Source organism: Phormidesmis priestleyi ULC007, from assembly GCF_001895925.1.
GTDB classification, from domain to species: domain Bacteria; phylum Cyanobacteriota; class Cyanobacteriia; order Leptolyngbyales; family Leptolyngbyaceae; genus Phormidesmis_A; species Phormidesmis_A priestleyi_A.
Map to the genome: position 1 here is coordinate 111,063 of NZ_MPPI01000001.1, position 16,666 is coordinate 127,728.

At 49.0% G+C, this 16,666-nt stretch carries 12 protein-coding genes; 6 read left to right on the forward strand and 6 right to left on the reverse strand.

From position 1 onward, the window contains the following. Nucleotides 1-4: 4 nt before the first annotated feature. A complete protein-coding gene (locus tag BRW63_RS00530; RefSeq protein ID WP_073068965.1) occupies nt 5-1,426 on the forward strand; it encodes a BCD family MFS transporter in 1,422 nt (473 codons plus the stop codon). A gap of 175 nt (nt 1,427-1,601) precedes the next feature. Here BRW63_RS00530 and BRW63_RS00535 read toward each other — a convergent pair whose 3' ends face one another. Next, nucleotides 1,602-3,938, reverse strand: coding sequence for an NACHT domain-containing protein (locus BRW63_RS00535; RefSeq protein ID WP_073068966.1), 2,337 nt, complete (start codon nt 3,936-3,938; stop codon nt 1,602-1,604). A 1,393-nt stretch (nt 3,939-5,331) separates the two neighbouring features. On the opposite strand from BRW63_RS00535, the gene BRW63_RS00540 reads away from it, so the two are divergent. The 3 genes from BRW63_RS00540 (at nt 5,332) to BRW63_RS00545 (ending at nt 9,594) form a co-directional block, all read left to right on the forward strand. Then, entirely contained in the window at nt 5,332-8,358 is a 3,027-nt protein-coding gene (locus BRW63_RS00540; RefSeq protein WP_223257249.1) for a Yip1 family protein, read from the forward strand. Nucleotides 8,359-8,417: 59 nt separating this feature from the next. Next, on the forward strand, nt 8,418-9,068 hold the full coding sequence (locus BRW63_RS28685) for a hypothetical protein (RefSeq protein ID WP_223257250.1): 651 nt from the start codon (nt 8,418-8,420) through the stop codon (nt 9,066-9,068). Nucleotides 9,069-9,177: 109 nt separating this feature from the next. Then, nucleotides 9,178-9,594, forward strand: coding sequence for a hypothetical protein (locus BRW63_RS00545; protein WP_143161982.1), 417 nt, complete (start codon nt 9,178-9,180; stop codon nt 9,592-9,594). Between the two features lie 22 nt (nt 9,595-9,616). Here the strand turns inward: BRW63_RS00545 and BRW63_RS00550 are convergent, their stop codons facing one another. From BRW63_RS00550 to BRW63_RS00570, 5 genes are all read right to left on the reverse strand, one after another. After that, the gene (locus BRW63_RS00550) at nt 9,617-9,961 is read right to left on the reverse strand and encodes a DUF5615 family PIN-like protein (RefSeq protein WP_073068968.1); all 345 of its coding nucleotides are present in this window, start codon (nt 9,959-9,961) and stop codon (nt 9,617-9,619) included. Nucleotides 9,962-9,964: 3 nt separating this feature from the next. Continuing rightward, on the reverse strand, nt 9,965-10,291 hold the full coding sequence (locus tag BRW63_RS00555; RefSeq protein WP_073068969.1) for a DUF433 domain-containing protein: 327 nt from the start codon (nt 10,289-10,291) through the stop codon (nt 9,965-9,967). 64 nt (nt 10,292-10,355) lie between these two features. Next, complete coding sequence (locus BRW63_RS00560) at nt 10,356-11,075, reverse strand: ABC transporter ATP-binding protein (protein ID WP_073068970.1); 720 nt, start codon at nt 11,073-11,075, stop codon at nt 10,356-10,358. 20 nt (nt 11,076-11,095) lie between these two features. Continuing rightward, a complete protein-coding gene (locus BRW63_RS00565; protein ID WP_317615772.1) occupies nt 11,096-12,382 on the reverse strand; it encodes an ABC transporter permease in 1,287 nt (428 codons plus the stop codon). Nucleotides 12,383-12,420: 38 nt separating this feature from the next. After that, entirely contained in the window at nt 12,421-13,821 is a 1,401-nt protein-coding gene (locus BRW63_RS00570) for an efflux RND transporter periplasmic adaptor subunit (RefSeq protein ID WP_073068971.1), read from the reverse strand. A 428-nt stretch (nt 13,822-14,249) separates the two neighbouring features. Between BRW63_RS00570 and BRW63_RS00575 the strand changes: the two genes are divergently transcribed. Next, on the forward strand, nt 14,250-15,461 hold the full coding sequence (locus tag BRW63_RS00575; RefSeq protein WP_073069274.1) for an RNA-guided endonuclease InsQ/TnpB family protein: 1,212 nt from the start codon (nt 14,250-14,252) through the stop codon (nt 15,459-15,461). Between the two features lie 377 nt (nt 15,462-15,838). Further along, the coding region (locus BRW63_RS28010; RefSeq protein ID WP_073068973.1) for a hypothetical protein at nt 15,839-16,666 on the forward strand (828 nt) is incomplete at its 3' end.

The following is a 16,666-nucleotide window of genomic DNA, read 5'->3' on the forward strand; positions in this document are numbered from 1 at the left end:
CCCAATGATAAACGACAAAACAAACACTTCTACCAACGGTTCTAGAGTGAATCTGTTAACCATGATGCGGCTTGGTCTATTTCAGATGGGGTTGAGCATGATGTCTATTTTGACTCTGGGCGTACTCAACCGCGTCATGATTCAGGAGTTGGCGATTCCAGCCACGATCGTCGCCGCAGTGCTAGCGATCCCGCTGTTTGTTTCCCCAGCTCGAATTTGGTTTGGTCAGCGCTCCGACAGCAAGCGGCTGTTTGGCTATCACCGCACTGGATATGTCTGGGTAGGAACAGCGGTGCTGGCAGTGACCGCCTTTATCGCCGTACAGCTCATGTGGCAACTCGGCAGTGCTGTGCAAGCGGCAGGTGGGTGGTCTTGGTCGCCCCGATCGGGTGTTTGGCTTGGGCTTCTGTCTTTGGTTTTTGCCATTTATGGTCTAGCCATTAGTGCTAGCTCTACGACTTTTACCGCTCTACTCGTCGATATTTCTGAAGAAGACAACCGCTCGAAACTCGTCGGAGTCGTTTGGTCGATGCTGATGGTTGGGGTGATTATTGGGGCAGTTCTCAGCGGAGTTTTACTGGGGCAATTGACGATCGATTCCTCGATCGAGACCTTGCAAGAAGCGGTGAATCGACTGTTTATCATTGTCCCGGCGATCGTGTTCGGGCTGTCGCTGTTCGCCACAGTTGGGATCGAAAACCAGTATTCTAAATATGCGTCTCGCTCTAGTGTGGCAGACCGAGAAGACGGAATTACCCTCGCTCGTGCCTGGAAAATCTTGACCGCCAGCCCTCAAACGATGCGGTTTTTTACCTTTCTAGTCGTGATGACCATTAGCTTATTCATGATTGATCCCGTCATGGAACCCTACGGTGGTCAGATTTTCAAAATGTCTGTCTCCGACAGCACTAAGCTGAACGCGTTTGTTGGCATCGGGACGCTGATTAGCTTGACGGTCACGGGCTTTCTCGTCGTGCCACGCTTCGGGAAACGCAATACGGCAAGATTGGGCTGCTGCCTAGTGGCGTTGAGCGTCGGGCTGATTTGTCTCGCTGGGTTTACAGCAAATCCGCAATTTCTACAGGCTTCATTATTCTTGTTTGGAATCGCAAACGGCGTAGTGACCACGGGCACCATCACTTTAATGATGGATCTCACCGCCATTGAGACCGCAGGTACGTTTGTGGGTGCTTGGGGACTCGGACAAGCCACCGCACGGGGCATCGCTATTGTCACAGGCGGCGCTGTCTTAGATGTGGGGAAAGGGCTGTTTACTCACTCTGTGCTGGCTTATGCACTAGTGTTTGTCTTCCAAGCCTTGGGCATGGTCTTTGCAATTTGGGCACTCAATCGGGTCAGCGTGACTGAATTTCGCGCGACTGCCAGCGTTGCGATCGCATCCGTCTTAGAAAGTGAGCTAGATTAACGTCAGTTCGACAAGTTTTTTCGCTTCGTTCTTCAGCGCTTCAGCCCCCTAAATCCCCGACGAGTAGGGGACTTTGAGCGGAGACTCCAGTTTCAAAGTCCCCCAAAATGGGGGATTTAGGGGGCTTCCCAAATTCATAATCGAAGTGAACCGCTTCTGTCGAACTGACGTTAGATTAAGCAATCTCGTATTCTTCTCGATGCCTGAGTTGCGACACGGGTTGTAAAAAATCTTGCTCGATCGCAACTCGTTCATCAAGCGTGAGATTCGTCACACTATTTAAGCAATCTATCAACAACCCACACGCTGCATAATATTGCTTTAATTTTTGCATTTGTAAGGGGTTAAACTGCCATTCATGACCCAGATCACGACACGAAATCAAAGTCATTCTTAGCTGCTCAGTCCAGGTTTGCTCGTGTTCGTGCCACCAGTCACTAAAGACCTGCGGCTCAGGCAGTTGATCTTTGAGTTGTTGCAGACCATCTGTGAGCGCAGAAGTCTTGCTGGGGTCAAGATTATCAGCACGGGCGATCGCTCGATTTAAAGCGCGAGTCATCGCATTCATTGGATCAGCAATGTTAGTGATCTGACTGGTCAGCGAAAGCGCCCGATCGAGCGCAAGATCTAACGCCATTTCAGGGTTAAGCTGTCGAGTCAAACTGCTCTCTAACCCAAGGGCAAGATTTAGCAAGCGATCGGAGTTTAAGAGCCGAGCCATCTCCAGGTCTAAATAGAACGCACGCACCACAACAGGCTGATAAAGTGCAGAAATCGAGGCAGATTTTTGACTAATCCACAAAAGACACTGCTGAAGCTGAAAATCTTCTAATAAATGATTGATCTGCTGCTTCATTAACGTCAGCAATTGAGTAGGTTGATGCATCATGCCTGCGGTGAGCAAAAAAACTTCTCGCCATCGGGGATCGTTGAGATGCTTCATCAAGGTTTTCAGCGAGGTTTCTAAAGCTGGAGGCGTAGCAGAATCGACCAGTTCTCGTGCGGCAAAATATTCATGAAAACTGAGGTGAGAAAATGAATAAATACCCCGCGCTCGCTCGACCAAAATTCCGTGTTGCGCTTCGATCGACTTCAGCACTGCCTCACTGTCAAAATGCACAGGTTTTAGCAAGGCTTCGGTGTCTGACAACTGGCTCAAATAATCGCTGATGTGCCGCTTTAATTCACCTTTTCCAAAAAAATAGTCACCCCGATTAAACGTCAGCCAGGCAATGCGACTGAGCAACGCTTCTTTGTGCTGAAGGGATAGTTTGCGATAAACCTGTTCGCGTTCAATATTGCGTTTGCTGTCCCATTTTTTCAACAAGATTTCTAGCCCTTCTTTATAGAGTTCGCATTGGTTGAGCGGAGACTCGCCGCAGTCTTCAAATATCAGACATAGCAACGTCAACAAAAGCGGATTGGTGGCTAACTCTCTCACCGATCGGTTGCCAGGCAACTGCAATTTTTCAATCACCCAATCTCCCAAAGCAGGATTTTTGTTTGCAAACCAGTGATGAACAAATGCAGAAACTTGGGACTGATTAAAGTCTGCAACTTCGACCTCGGTAAACTTCTCAAAGGTATATTCGTGGGTGGCAATGCGGCAAGTCATCACAAACTGGTTGAGCGGATATTGCATCGAAAAGCGCTGCACTTCTTGCACGACCCATTTGCTGTCTTGTCCTTTGACTTCATCTAGCCCATCGAGCAAAATCAGCATTCTCCCATTTTGCAATAGCGAGTCTGCCACTCGCAAAGATGAATTGCCATAGCCCACGATTTGCTGATTGATGTAGTCGAGCAAGCCCGATCGCTTTGGCATTTCAGCAAAATCTTTGATGGAGATAAACATAGGCACCCGCTGCACCTGAAACTCACCTAAACTGCATTGCAGTGCTAGATATTTGAGAAACGTGGTTTTGCCAACACCGGGTCGCCCCAAAACAATCAGCTTGTCAAATCGGTTAACGGCTTCCAGTCCATCAACCCGCGTCTCGCTCACATTTCTCAAAAACGGACGATCGAGCGGTTCTTCTGCCAGCCCTTTGAGCAACTCATCTAGACTAATTCGCCGCCGCCCACTGATTCTTTCTAAAATATTGATGTGGGTGTAAATGTCTTTCAGCGCGATCGGTTGAGACATATCTAAAACGCGAATCGTGCTGCACTGAGTTTGAATGCTTGCCCGTCCTTGTTGCTTGATTGACTGCACTAGGGTTTCAAGATCTTCATCGCTAGTATCTTCACAGGCTGATGGGTCGGCATCTGGTTCAATCAAACCGTTTGGCAAGTCTGCGATCGTCCGCCAATCTAGCTTTAACCGTTGACAGATTTGATGGAAGTTTTCTCGTCCGATCGGTCTTCCAGAAAAAAACTTTTGGAGGGTAGAACGGGAAATTTCTAGCTCGTCTGCAAGGTCTGCTTTGCGAGCAAACACAAGGGCTGCTTTATTGGCTCTGACGATGCCGATCGCCGATGCCTGAAGCGATCGTCCCATCCGTTCCATCATAGATTTTATCCTCTAATCTCTTTGACTATGCAGACTTGATCAACTGCGCGAGTCAAGACGGGCTAGTCTTGGTGTTTTGTTCATGAAAGAAATGCCTTGAGCCATGCGATCGAGACTTGCTTTTACAGACTGCCAAAACAGTGACGCAAGCTATCAACATGACCCACTTTGCAACTTTAAAGAGTGCCGAAACTCAGGTTAGATTGCGAAATTGACCAGCATCAAGAGCTACTTTTCCTCTGCAAATTTTGAGAGATTCAAAGACTTCTAATCATGCTCACACCAAAAATTAAAGAGACGATGTTCACTCGTTTCGACTCTTAATTGAGCCTCGACTAGCGCCTCTACTACCCGATCGGAGACGTTTGTAAAACTGTACTCAATAAACCAAATCTATGAGATAGATATCTCTTTCTAAAGACAGATCATCCACTTCAGAGAAAAATTATTCAGTATGGATTGTTACAAGTGTCAAAGCTAATTTTTGGGGATCAATGCTTGTATAAAGGATGTGTAAAGCCGCGCTGAAAAGCTTAAAGTTTCTGTGAAGCTAAGACTAGTTAGGTTAAGGAGTCGATTGAAGCTTATGTTGGCACGATCGCAGTTCGCTTCCACTGAATGTGTCGTTTTAGCTGCGTATTAGAGCGCCTACTGAGTGAGTAATTTGGAGTGGATCTGATTAACCTGGCAATCAAAGACCCAACGTAAAGCGGTAGGGTGTACCCATAAGTCCTTTGCTCCGTCATTGCCCAGATCTTTGCCCCCTAAATTCCCCACGAGTGAGGGACTTTGAAACTGGAGCCTCGGCTCAAAGTCCGCCAGAATAGGGGATTTAGGGGGCTGAAGCCGACTGAAACGGAGCAACGAATGACTGTGTACTCACCCGATGTGAGCGCTTCAATCCGCACAAACAATCATTGTCAGGTTAATAGGAAAATTAGGATTGTGAGTTAAATAAGCCCTGGATTTGCCCTCACTCTAGCCCTCTCCCAAAGAGCGAGGGAACAAGACAACTCCCTTCTCCTTGGCGAGGGCTTCGCCCCACTTCGTGAAGAGGGCAATTCATACTTTCATTCAGCAACGCCCGAAAATCTTGAAAGGGAAAACTTTTAATTTCTTAGCAAGCCCAATCTCCCATCCTGCTCACTTTCCAGTCGATCAACAACTTCGACTCAAAATCTCAGACTCGACCCCGCAACGCTAATACCCGCAACACTTCTACATACTTATGCGTCATGGATAGCCCCAACGAGAGGAATTTAGCCTTAAGGAGAGAGATTTAGGGTGAGGGCGGTTCGCGGCATCTTATAATTAGGTCTGTCTACTGATGTCAATGCTAATCTTCTAAATACTTGATTAGATTCAGTCCTGTTGTTTGCGGACAGATGAACTTATGACTTCTACGATAATGGATCGCGCTTGGGAAATTCTAGGTTGGGTCTTTGTGCTAAACGGCGAAATTTTTCAGACCGTCACGACTTTACCAAGGGGATTAACACTTGCCATGATCGTGGTTTTGCTAGCAGGGCTATCGCTAGCGATCGGTCAAAGCATCATTCTGTTTATCAATCGCGTTCAACCCATTCGCTTCATCTTTAGCCTGTTAGTCAGTGCAATTTTATATCTGTTTGAGTTTTTGTTGTTGGTGTTTAGCACCTGGGTCATTTGTTTGTTTCCCTCGTCGATTCATCTCCCATTTTCGACCCTATTGATTGTCCTAGGGTTGAGCTATGCACCGCTGCTGTTTAGCTTTCTAGGAGCATTGCCTCATCTAGGCTTGCCGATTTTAAGAATTTTGTCAATCTGGCATTTGTTAGCCATGGTTGTGGGCTTTGGTGCCGTTGCTAACATCGGCGAAGGCTTTGCTTTTGGCTATGTCGCGTTCGGTTGGTTTCTTAAAGAACTGCTAGGAAATACCATTGGTCAGCCGATCGCACGGTTAGGTAAAACGATCGCCGATCGCGTTGCCGGAGTTGAGCTAACTGCAAATCGTCGAGAACTCAATGAACGAGTGCAATCACGATTTGAAACCACTCCTTCACCGATCGTGACCGCTTCTCAAACCACGCTTCCCGAAGTGCAGCAGTTGATTGAAGCGAGCGATCGCGCTAATCCTCAAGCGGCTCAAGCCGTGACTCAGGCGATCGCTGAATCTACACAAAGCGCGACGATCACAGTTCCCCAACGCACCAGTGCAGTCGATCCCCTGGTTCAGCTAACTCACCAAACTCGCGGCATTCCCAAACCGATCAAGCTGCTGTTGGGTTTACTCGCCTTAGTGGTGCTGTTTGTGTTGGTCGGCATTCTGCTGCGACCGATTCGGAGCGGGGTATTTGGCTGGTATCAAACGCTGTCCAGAGTCCCCCGGTTAATCTTTGACTTGGGATGGATTGGCTTGGTTGCTTTGGTCTTTGCTGGGCTGTTAGCGCCCCTAGAAACCTTGGGATGGTGGGCTGGCTGGTTTGGCGATGAAGTAGACACGACCCAGATAACGGCTACCCGTTCTCACCCTGAGCAAGCCTCAGACAGCACGATTTCTCGCTATGTCGTTTACCTGGATGGGGTTGGACAGTCGGGTGAAGAATATACTCCCGATGTTGAAGATTTTTTGACCGCAATGGAGCCGTCTTTACCCGAAGATGTGAAACTGGTGCGGGGATTGATGATGTATTCGGTCATGAACAAGCCCCTGAATGAAGACCGTCCGCTCGCGTTTTTATGGAGACTTGCAGACAAAACGCGTTGGGCAAATCCTACAGCCGTGCTGGGCTTGCTGGTGAATGTGCGAAACGCTTTGATTGTGGCGGTGTCTGCTGATAAACGCTACGGCCCTATCTATAACCAGGGCATTGCCCAAGTGCTACACAACGGCTTAGTCGATCGCGGCTATCGATCGGGAAGCACGATCCCAATTACGCTGATTGGCTACAGTGGTGGTGGACAAATGGCAGTTGCCTCCGCGCCCTACTTGAAACATGCTCTGGAAGCACCGATTGATGTGATTTCTCTGGGGGGTGTAATGAGTGGGAACAACAATTTTCTCAAGCTAGAGCATCTCTATCATTTGGTTGGCGACAAGGATTCAGTGCAGAAATTGGGGCCGCTCATGTTTCCCGGTCGTCGGAAGTTCTATCCATTGTCATACTGGAATCGGGCACAACGCAAGGGCAAAATCTCGATCGTGTCAGCAGGCAACGTAGGGCATCAGGTTCCGGGTGGCTACATGGATCCGAAAGCATTTCTGCCAGATGGACGTAGCTATCTGCAACAAACGATTGAAATCATTCTGCAAATTTTGTCGGGGAACCTGCTAGAAACCCAACAGCCCCTTCCTGTTAAGCTGAGTAACTACGCGCTCTATAAACAAGCTGCCTTTAATAATTTAGCCTATTACCCACTCAAGCAAACAGTTGACTCGACTTGGTATCGCCCGATCGCAGCTTGGATGGGTCGTTTGATTTTGCCTAATCGCGACGATCGACCCACCATTCGCGGCGTTTTGTTTGAAGTGCATTATGCCCCTGAAGGCTATGAACATCTCATCGGACAAACTGTAAAACTGCGCTGGGTCGATACTCCAGTGGTTAAAGATGCGGTAAAAGCTACCACGCATGATGTTCACTTTAGCGTCGATGCAGAATACTCCAGCAAATATGGAGGGCTGATCCATCCCGATCGCCTCAATCGCTGGCAACAAGTTGGCCCGCTAGAATCGCTGGCGGGTTCTCGTCCGATCGATGACATGCTTGTGATCCTCAATGATCCGGTTGAGGTGGAGGAGTTGAGCAATTCACCCGATTACTCGATCGCGCTCCACATCCGCAGCCAGCCTGTGCAAGTCACTGGGCGATTCTATGCACTGGTGACATTTGTGCAGCCTATTGCTGGAACTGATCAGTTTCGAGTCGTGCATTTTAACCGCGCAACTCGTCAGTTTGATGGAGCAGCAGAAGTCGTGCGGTTGCCGGAGGTTGTTGCAGATGCGAATGGCATTTCTTCTTCAACGTCGCGAGGTCTAGAAGCGTCGCCTCTGAATGAAACGGGATGGTATGTCTGCGGCGCAAAGGATGCTCAGGGAATGTTTGTCGTGCAGTCTTTAGCACCGCGCAATCTATTTCGCCTCCAGCCCGATCAAGTTGTGTTTGGCAACAAAGCCTCTTATCGCTACATTCGTAAGCAGTCTTGGGCAGACATCAAGGCACAGAAAGGACGGATTTCTTCTGTGTTATGCACAGGTCAGAACAATCGTTCGACTTCAAAGATTCAGACTGTGATCAATGACTGGGAAGAAGGGTCACGCGCCCTAATGATCCACGTTTACGGCGGCATTGGCGGTAATAACGCAGAACCCGCTGCCGCTACGCCCATTTTCTTTGGGCATTTTGCCTTTGGTTTAGCGCAAGTGATCGCGACCCGTTAAGCGATGAACTGCGCTTTGATCTCGACTATCAACAAGTCTATACTCACAATACAGATGGCGTGATTGCGGGGACAATTCACTGGTCTCGCTATTTGGGCGATCGTCAATTTGGTTGGATCGGCACTCGCCCGATCTGTGACATTCTGATTAAACATGACGCGTTCACGGGTTCTTATGACTTTGCAACAGGACGGCGATCGCCTTTGGATCTGATACTGCTGCAACTAGAGGTGATGACGGCTCGCTATCGCATCGGCGATGGCACTGGCGGCACTTATGTGGGGCCTGCCAACAACTGCGCTCAGGATGCTAATCAAGCGTTGTTTGCGGGTCTGCGTCAGATGGAGCAGCAGGTTCGCGCTAATGTAGACGCTTTGCGGCAATGGAGTCAACACAACCCCGAACAAGCGCACCGATTTAGAGAGCTTCTGACGATCGCCGAAGAACTCAAACAGAAGCTGCAACCTTTGGGCGGTTCTAAATCAGCTTGGGAGCGAAACGAGTATAACTTGGGCAGCACGCTAGAAGATGATCCGATCGGCAATTTGGTAGCGGGTCTGGGCAGTTGGCGGACGATGTTACCCCGTCTGGCTAGTGACACAGTGGTCAAAATCTTTCTAGAACACGGCGCAAGCGTTTGGGTGTTGCGAACCAATCAAGTTGGGGGATATGACCCCGATATTGAACCGATCGCTCCAATGACTCTGTAACATATTTCTTTTAGAAACACGCATTAAGGAGGTGGCAACGATCGTCAAATTACGCTAGTTTGAAATCAGGGTGAAACAGCTCAAAATTCTCTCAAAACCAGCAAGCGCTATGTTAAATCGTTTGTTTCTGCTGATTGCCTGTTCGATTGCTGCAACGCCGCTTTTTGTAGGAGGCGCGATCGCTTCACCTGCCGATATTGGCGGTGCCCCTGTGAAAGCTGTCCCAACTCCGACGACTTACACCACAATTTACTCCCAGACTAACTATATCGATCAGTTTGGCACTCCTCAATCGATCATTATTATTCCGTCAACCTATACCTACGATAGTTTTGGGTTGAGTTCTACCCCTTCAATGGGCTATCCGCAAACGGTGATTGTGACTCCCCACAGCCAAGCGACGCCTGTTCGGGGTTTTCTAACGCCGGGCGTGCCCTTTCAGCCGTTTCAGTCGTCGAACTGTAACAAGTTGACGCTGGGACTTGCGAGTGGTCGATCGGTATCGATCAGTTCTGGATGTTGGTAGCTGTCTACGATCACCATGACTACTAGCTAGTAGACGGGCGGATAACACGAATAAGTTTTTTAGATAAAGATGCTTCTGTGCAGATTGCTTCATGAATTCGACGTGCAAGTCGATTTCTATCTGAATCGTTGGTGCAGACAATAATTCCGGCATGATCAGGCTGTAAGCGGTGCAACCGCACGAAGTCATAGCGATTCAGTGTTAAAACTGTGCGATCGTTTGCAACAGCAAATTCAAGGACAGCTTCGTCTGAAGTGCCTAGATTAGCATTTCCTGCTGCTTGAATGGTAAGGACATCGTGTCCCATTGTCTGCAATTGTTCACTGACTTCTCGTGGAAACTGTTCATCGCAGTATAAACGCACCACTCGTTAAACTGCCTCATTTTGTCGAATAGCGGCTTCGATTTCTTCAGGGTAAGCTTCTGAGTATGCCCAAGCATTGACCAAATCAGCCGCACTGATAAAAGGATAGTCATTGAGCATTTGAGCTTCACGGACACCCTGACGATGAGATTCGACGAGAAGCCATACAGAAATACGCGTTCCGGCGATACACGCCTCTCCGCCACAGACTCCTTCTGTTTTGGTAATGCCGCGTGAACCATTACCGAGAGTTTGAGTCAGTGTTTGGAGAACGATCGCCCTACGAGCAGGGGTTAAGATATGAAATGGGTCTTCTAATTCGTTGGTAGACATGGGACAGTTTCTCTACTACAAGTAGCATGACAACACGCTTAAACAAAAGACATCAATCTACAGCTTAAGCCACCATCATTGTTCCTAAATCTGCTGGAGATAAATAGGGCTGCATTACCTGACCATCTTTAAACCAAATCACCCGATCAGTGCAGCGAGCCACATCCGGTTCGTGTGTCACCATGACGACAGTCATACCACTAGCGTTGAGTTCGGTGAAGATGGCTAAGATTTCTTTTGTGGTTTGAGAATCTAACGCTCCGGTCGGCTCGTCTGCCAACAAAACAACGGGATGATTGACGATCGCACGCGCGATCGCGACTCGTTGCTGTTGTCCTCCCGACAGTTGATTGGGTCGGTTGTTTAGCCGATTCTCTAATCCCACGCGGATCAATGCCTCAGTCGCTCGTTTGCGCCGCTCATCATTAGGAACGTTGGCATAAACCATCGGCAGCATGACATTCTCTAGAGCGGATAGCTGTGGTAATAAGTGAAACTGTTGAAACACAAACCCCAGCTTTAAGTTGCGAGTGTGGGCTAATGCTTTGTCGGCAATCTGGGAAACATCCACGCCATCAAGATAGTAGCGTCCAGAGGTGGGACGATCGAGACAGCCAATAATATTCATCATGGTGGATTTGCCCGACCCAGACGCACCCATAATGGCGCAATATTCACCCTGTTCGACCAGCAAATCGACACCTGCCAGCGCGTGAACTTCAGTTTCACCAGCACCGTAGACTTTGGTGACTTCTTCAAGGCGAATAATAACGGGATTTGGCATAAGAGTGAGTCGTAGTGGGGTTAAGCGCTTCTGAGGGCCACGATCGGGTCAAGTTTTGCCGCTTGTCTAGCCGGAATTACGCCAAAGATTAGCCCGATCGAGCCAGAAACGCTGACGGCTAGGGCGATCGCAACGGGCGAGACACTGGCACTCAACGGCGAAAAGACCCCGACTAATAGAATGCCACCGACTCCAACGGCGGTGCCAATCACACCACCTGCGGCTGAGAGCAACACCGCTTCAATCATAAACTGAATCAAAATATCGCTTTCTGCGGCTCCGATCGCTTTCCGCAATCCGATTTCTTGAGTGCGTTCGCTCACGGATACCAGCATGATGTTCATGATGCCGATGCCGCCGACTAAAAGGGAGACTCCAGCGATCGCTGCCAGCATTGCCGTCAATCCGCCTGTGATCGTGCCCACAATTCGCAAAATGTCTTTTTGGGTTTGCACAGTGAAGTCGTCTTCGCTGATGATTTTGTGACGCAGCCTCAGCAGATTGGTGATTTGAAATTCGGCAGCCGGGACACTAGCCTCGTTTTTAGCAGACACCGAAATAATTGAGACATCTAAGCCATAGGGAGAAGTCCGCCCGGTTAACACGCTGGCGGTGGTTGTGAGCGGAACATATACCGCGTCATCTTGATTGCTGCCCAGAAAAGAGCCTTTGGCTTGCATGATGCCGATGACTTCAAAGCTGACGTTGCGAATGCGAATTTGCTGCCCGATCGGGTCTTTTCCACCAAAGAAATCGGTCGCAATTTGAGACCCTAACACCGCAACTCGATTGTTTCGCTCTAAATCTAAATTTGTGAGAAATCGCCCTTTTGCAATATCAAAGTCCCGCACTGAGAGAAATTCTGGTGTGGTGCCTGTGATTAAAGAATTGCGGTTGCGCCCGCCATAAATCAGCGGTAGTTGTGTCTGACGTTGAGCCGCGACTTCTTTGACCGACGGCACTTGAGAGGCGATCGCTTTTGCATCATCCCAGACCAGCGTTCTCGGCAAGTTGGTCGTCCGTTGCCTGGCTTGACTTGAGCCAGGAGACACAAACAAAACGTTGGGGCCCAATGACTCAAACTGATCGGCTGCTAACTTTTGTGCGCTTTGACCAATGCCAATCATCGCAATCACCGAAGCGTTGCCGATGATCATTCCTAGCATGGTTAAACTTGTTCGCAGTTTATTCGCGGTGAGCGTTTTCACTGCCATCTTTCCGCTTTCTAGCCAGTCCATTTGCGGTTTACCTTCGTCTTTAAGATCGTAAATTAAATGATGTCGGTTACTTTCAGTGCTAATGGGCACAGCATTCCCATGCCCGTACAAAATTTGATTCTCAATCCTTACTTATTCTGAGTGGCTCCTGGTTCGCCGTTGATGATTTTTTCGAGCTTTTGTCCTTCTGGCAGTTGCACAAAAACGGGATCGCCGGGCTTTACGCCTTCAGTGATTTGGGTTTGGTTGTTGAAATTGGTGCCGATCGTCACAGGCTTAAACTGCGGCTGATTTTTTGAGTCAGGCATCAACACGCCCGTCTGTCCTTTTTTGGTGACGATCGCGACCGTGGGCACGAGCATCGCTTCTTTAAGCTGATTGCCCAAAAAACTCAGATCGGTGTTCATGCCCGATCGCAGTTTTTCTCGACCACTCAACAACTGAATTCGCACCTGAAAGGCAGTGACATCGCGCTCAACTACGGCTTCGGGCGAAATCAATCGCACTCGCCCCTTAAACGTCTCCTCAGGAAACGCATCGACCCGCACTTCGACCGCCTGACCCGGCTTGATTTGCCCAATGTCGATTTCTGGAACTTTTGCCAACACTTCTAAATCACTGGCCAGCGCCACGATCGAGGTCGAAGTCGCTGATGTGGTTGATGAAGCAGAAGTCGTCGGAGTCACAAATGCGCCGACACTGGCATAGCGCTGAGTAATCAACCCCGCAAAAGGGGCGCGGATAATTGCGTCCCCAATGTTGGTGTTGACTTGTTGAACTTGAGCCGCCGCCGAAGCCACTCGTGCTTCTGCCTGACCGATTTCTTCGCGGGTTGAGCCGTTGCGACGCTGCGCTAGTTGCTGAACGGTCTGATTATATTGCGCTTGAGCTTGACTGAGTTGTGCCTGCGCCTGGTTGAGGGTTTGCTTAGCGTTCTGCTCTTTTCGCAAAAATTCTTCTAAAGAATTGGTTGAAATCGCCCCTTGATTTGCAAGCTCTTGCTGACGACGAGTTTGAGATCTGGCAAACTCAAGCAGTGATTGAGCATCGGCAACCTGTCCCCGCACTCGATCGATTTCTCCTCTCGCACGAGCCACCTCAGACTCTGCCTGCCGCACTTCTTCGATTCGCGTTCCGGCTTGCAGTTGAGCGAGTCGCTGCTGGGCTTCTTGCAGGTTAGCAACTGCTTGAGCGCGTTGGGCTTGCAGTTCAGAGCTTTCCATGCGCGCGATCGCTTGACCTGCCTGCACCCGATCGCCCTGCTCTACAAACAATTCAGCGAGTCGCCCAGAGGTTTTGGGGCTAAGATTTACGGTTTGGACGGGCGCGATCGTGCCACTCGCCGTAATCCGCACGGTGACGGTTTCTGACTTCACAGGCACCGTTAGCTCGGTCAAGGCCTGCTTTGGAGTTCCTCGTTTCAGAACCCCATAAGTCACCACTGGCACCGTAATGACTCCTGCGGCTAACAGTCCAATTAGCCAAGCAGCAGGCTTTTTACCAACTTTGCCAATCAAGGGAATTTGCATTACTAGAATCCTGCACCAGGATGAAAGATCAGAAAATAGAGCAACCAATCTCGGCGATCGTTTCTTGAGCTTTGAGAGCCATCCGTTCTAAACAGCTAGACGGTGATTTCGGTTGAAGAGTTCACGATCGACTAACAAAATTCAGAACGCAGTCATTCAAAATTGCCTACTCTCTACAGTTTACACTTTGTTACCTAATGCTGTCATAGAAACCTGACTGGGGCATCTATTCAAAGAATGCTTTTCGTCAGTTTGGACTAAAACGCCTCAGTATTTAGATAGATTTTTAGATAGTTCGGCGGGAATCCCCACACCATACTCCGTTGGTGTGGGATGAAAGCCAGGGACCCTCGATCCAGCGCCCTATCTCTCAGCACTCACCACGGAGTACACTTATCAACTATCTTGATTCGTGTTAATCTATGGGTATGTTGAAAGCGACAAAGGTACGAATTTACCCGACCGATGAGCAAGTTATCCAGTTGTCCAAAGACTTTGGGGCAACACGATGGTTGTGGAATCAGTCGCTTTTTGTGATGTCTCAGACATACAAAGAGACGGGTAAAGGCGTGTCTGCTTATGACATGAAGAAGCGGATACCAGAACTGAAGAAAGAGTTTGAGTGGCTGAAAGAAACCTATTCTCAGTGCCTCCAGCAATCAGTTCTGAATCTCTCTCAGGCGTTCCAAAACTTCTTTGAAGGACGGGCGAAATATCCCACTTTCAAGAGCAAGTTTGATCGCCAATCGGTTCAATACCCCGCAAACGTCAAGGTTGCGAGTGAATCGGTAATCAAGTTTCCAGGAAATCTGGGAATCGTCAAAGCCAAGATTCACCGGGAACTCCCTGACGGCAAACTCAAAACGGTGACGGTATCCAAGACTCCAGATGGGCGCTACTATGCCTCTCTGCTCATGGATGACGGCATCGCCAAACCAGAAATTACCAGTGACGGGAAAGCAGTTGGCATCGACTTGGGACTAATTGATTTTGTCGTCACGTCAGACGGCTCCAAGTTTCGCAATCCTAAACACCTCAAGAAACACGCTAAGAACTTAAAACGCAAACAGCAAAAGCTTTCCAGGAAAGTGAAAGGCAGCAATACCCGCGCTAAAGCGCGGAGAATGGTTGCCAAGGTACACAGCAAAATCACACGAGTCAGAGAAGACTTTCTCCACAAACTATCTCGCAAGCTAGTCAACGAAAACCAAGTTGTCGTGGTGGAAAATCTCGCAGTTAAGAACATGGTGAAAAATCACACTCTAGCCAAAGCAATCAGCGACGCTGGATGGGGTAAATTCTGCACCATGTTGAAGTACAAAGCTGAGCTTGAGGGCAAGACCTATCTTGAAGTAGACAGGTTCTTTCCGTCGTCTCATCTCTGTTCAAACACACTGCTACAGATCCCCAAAATGGATCTCTCTGTTCGTGCATTTGATTGCCCTCACTGTGGTCAGCACCATGACCGGGATGTGAATGCGGCAATCAACATCAGGAATGAAGGCTTGCGACTATTGGCGTTGGGAATCAGCGCTACTGCCAATCGAGGGAGTGTAAATCCAAAGGGTTCTGGACGTAAAAAATCCACGAACTCCGAGGTTGCTCCCATTGAAATTGGAAGCCCACAACGTACCGCCTAGCGGTCGGTGTGTGGTAATTCACATAGGAGCCTGAAACCTCCGACTCCTGACTAAGATAAGCCTTATTCATCGTTACAGAAACTAGGAAAATCTTAAGATTGTTGCTCAATTCAGGTGTTTTGGAGTTTATGAGAAGTTCAGTATCATAGTCGTACTATGCTTGCTGAATTTAAGCTCTAAATGCTAAGAATGAGTCTACGGATTGACCCAAATTAAAGGCGAAGTCCAGTCAGATCCTCAAATCGATCGAGTCAGAAAGCCCAAATGTTTTTTTCGTAAAACGGTCAAAAGCTTTCGGATTCACTCCCAGCCCGAATGCATTCAGTACAATAAGCTGACTAATGCAATCTGCCCTCAGCCTGTGACGATGATAGCCTATGAGTCCCCTGTCTAACCGCCCTCTCCAGCCACCCAAGCCTCCCTCATCTCAGCATCAACCCGATGAGTGGGCACCCAACGTTCAAAATAGTGCGATCGACAGCAGTTCTAACGACGCTGCTGACCCTGCTTCCTCTGAGGCAACGCCTCCGGTTGCCCAGCGTCCTTTGATGCGACCTGTCCGACCGACCTCACCGCCTGCCGTCAGTGAGCCTAGTGAGCCTAAAGTGCCAGAATCGGTTGCGACAGCGCCCCCGACTCAGGATGCCGTGACTCAAGATGCCACACCCGCAGAGGCACCGACTCAAACCGAGTTAGATGGTTTGCGACAACAGCCCATTCCTGCACCGAGCGAACCGATGCAGTATCGAGCGATCGGGCTACTGCGAGGTCGCTATAAAGCTGAAGATGAGCAATTTACGCGCGGCACCCTGACCACGACTGACGGCACTGATATTCAGGCAGTTCTTTTGGGGCGGGTGATGAGTCTGGTGAGAAATCACCTGGATTTAGAGCAAGATCACCTTTGGGTGGTCTATCCACGCACCCGCGAGAAAGAGCAAGACTTACACGCTCAGATTGTGGGAGTGTGGGAGCCAGAAAAGCTGAATAAGCCAGATTCTGAAGAATCTACGACTGAAGAGGAGCCGACGATCACCTATCAACCTTCTTCCGAAGTCGATGACGATTACTTCTCGATTCGGGGAGAAGTGATTTTTCAATCGCCAGACGATAACTCGATTGTAGTGAAGATTCAGCAAGCGCCTCGCAAGAAAGACGGCGATCGCATCAAGTCTTTTAAGCTCAAGCTCGAAGGCACCTTAACG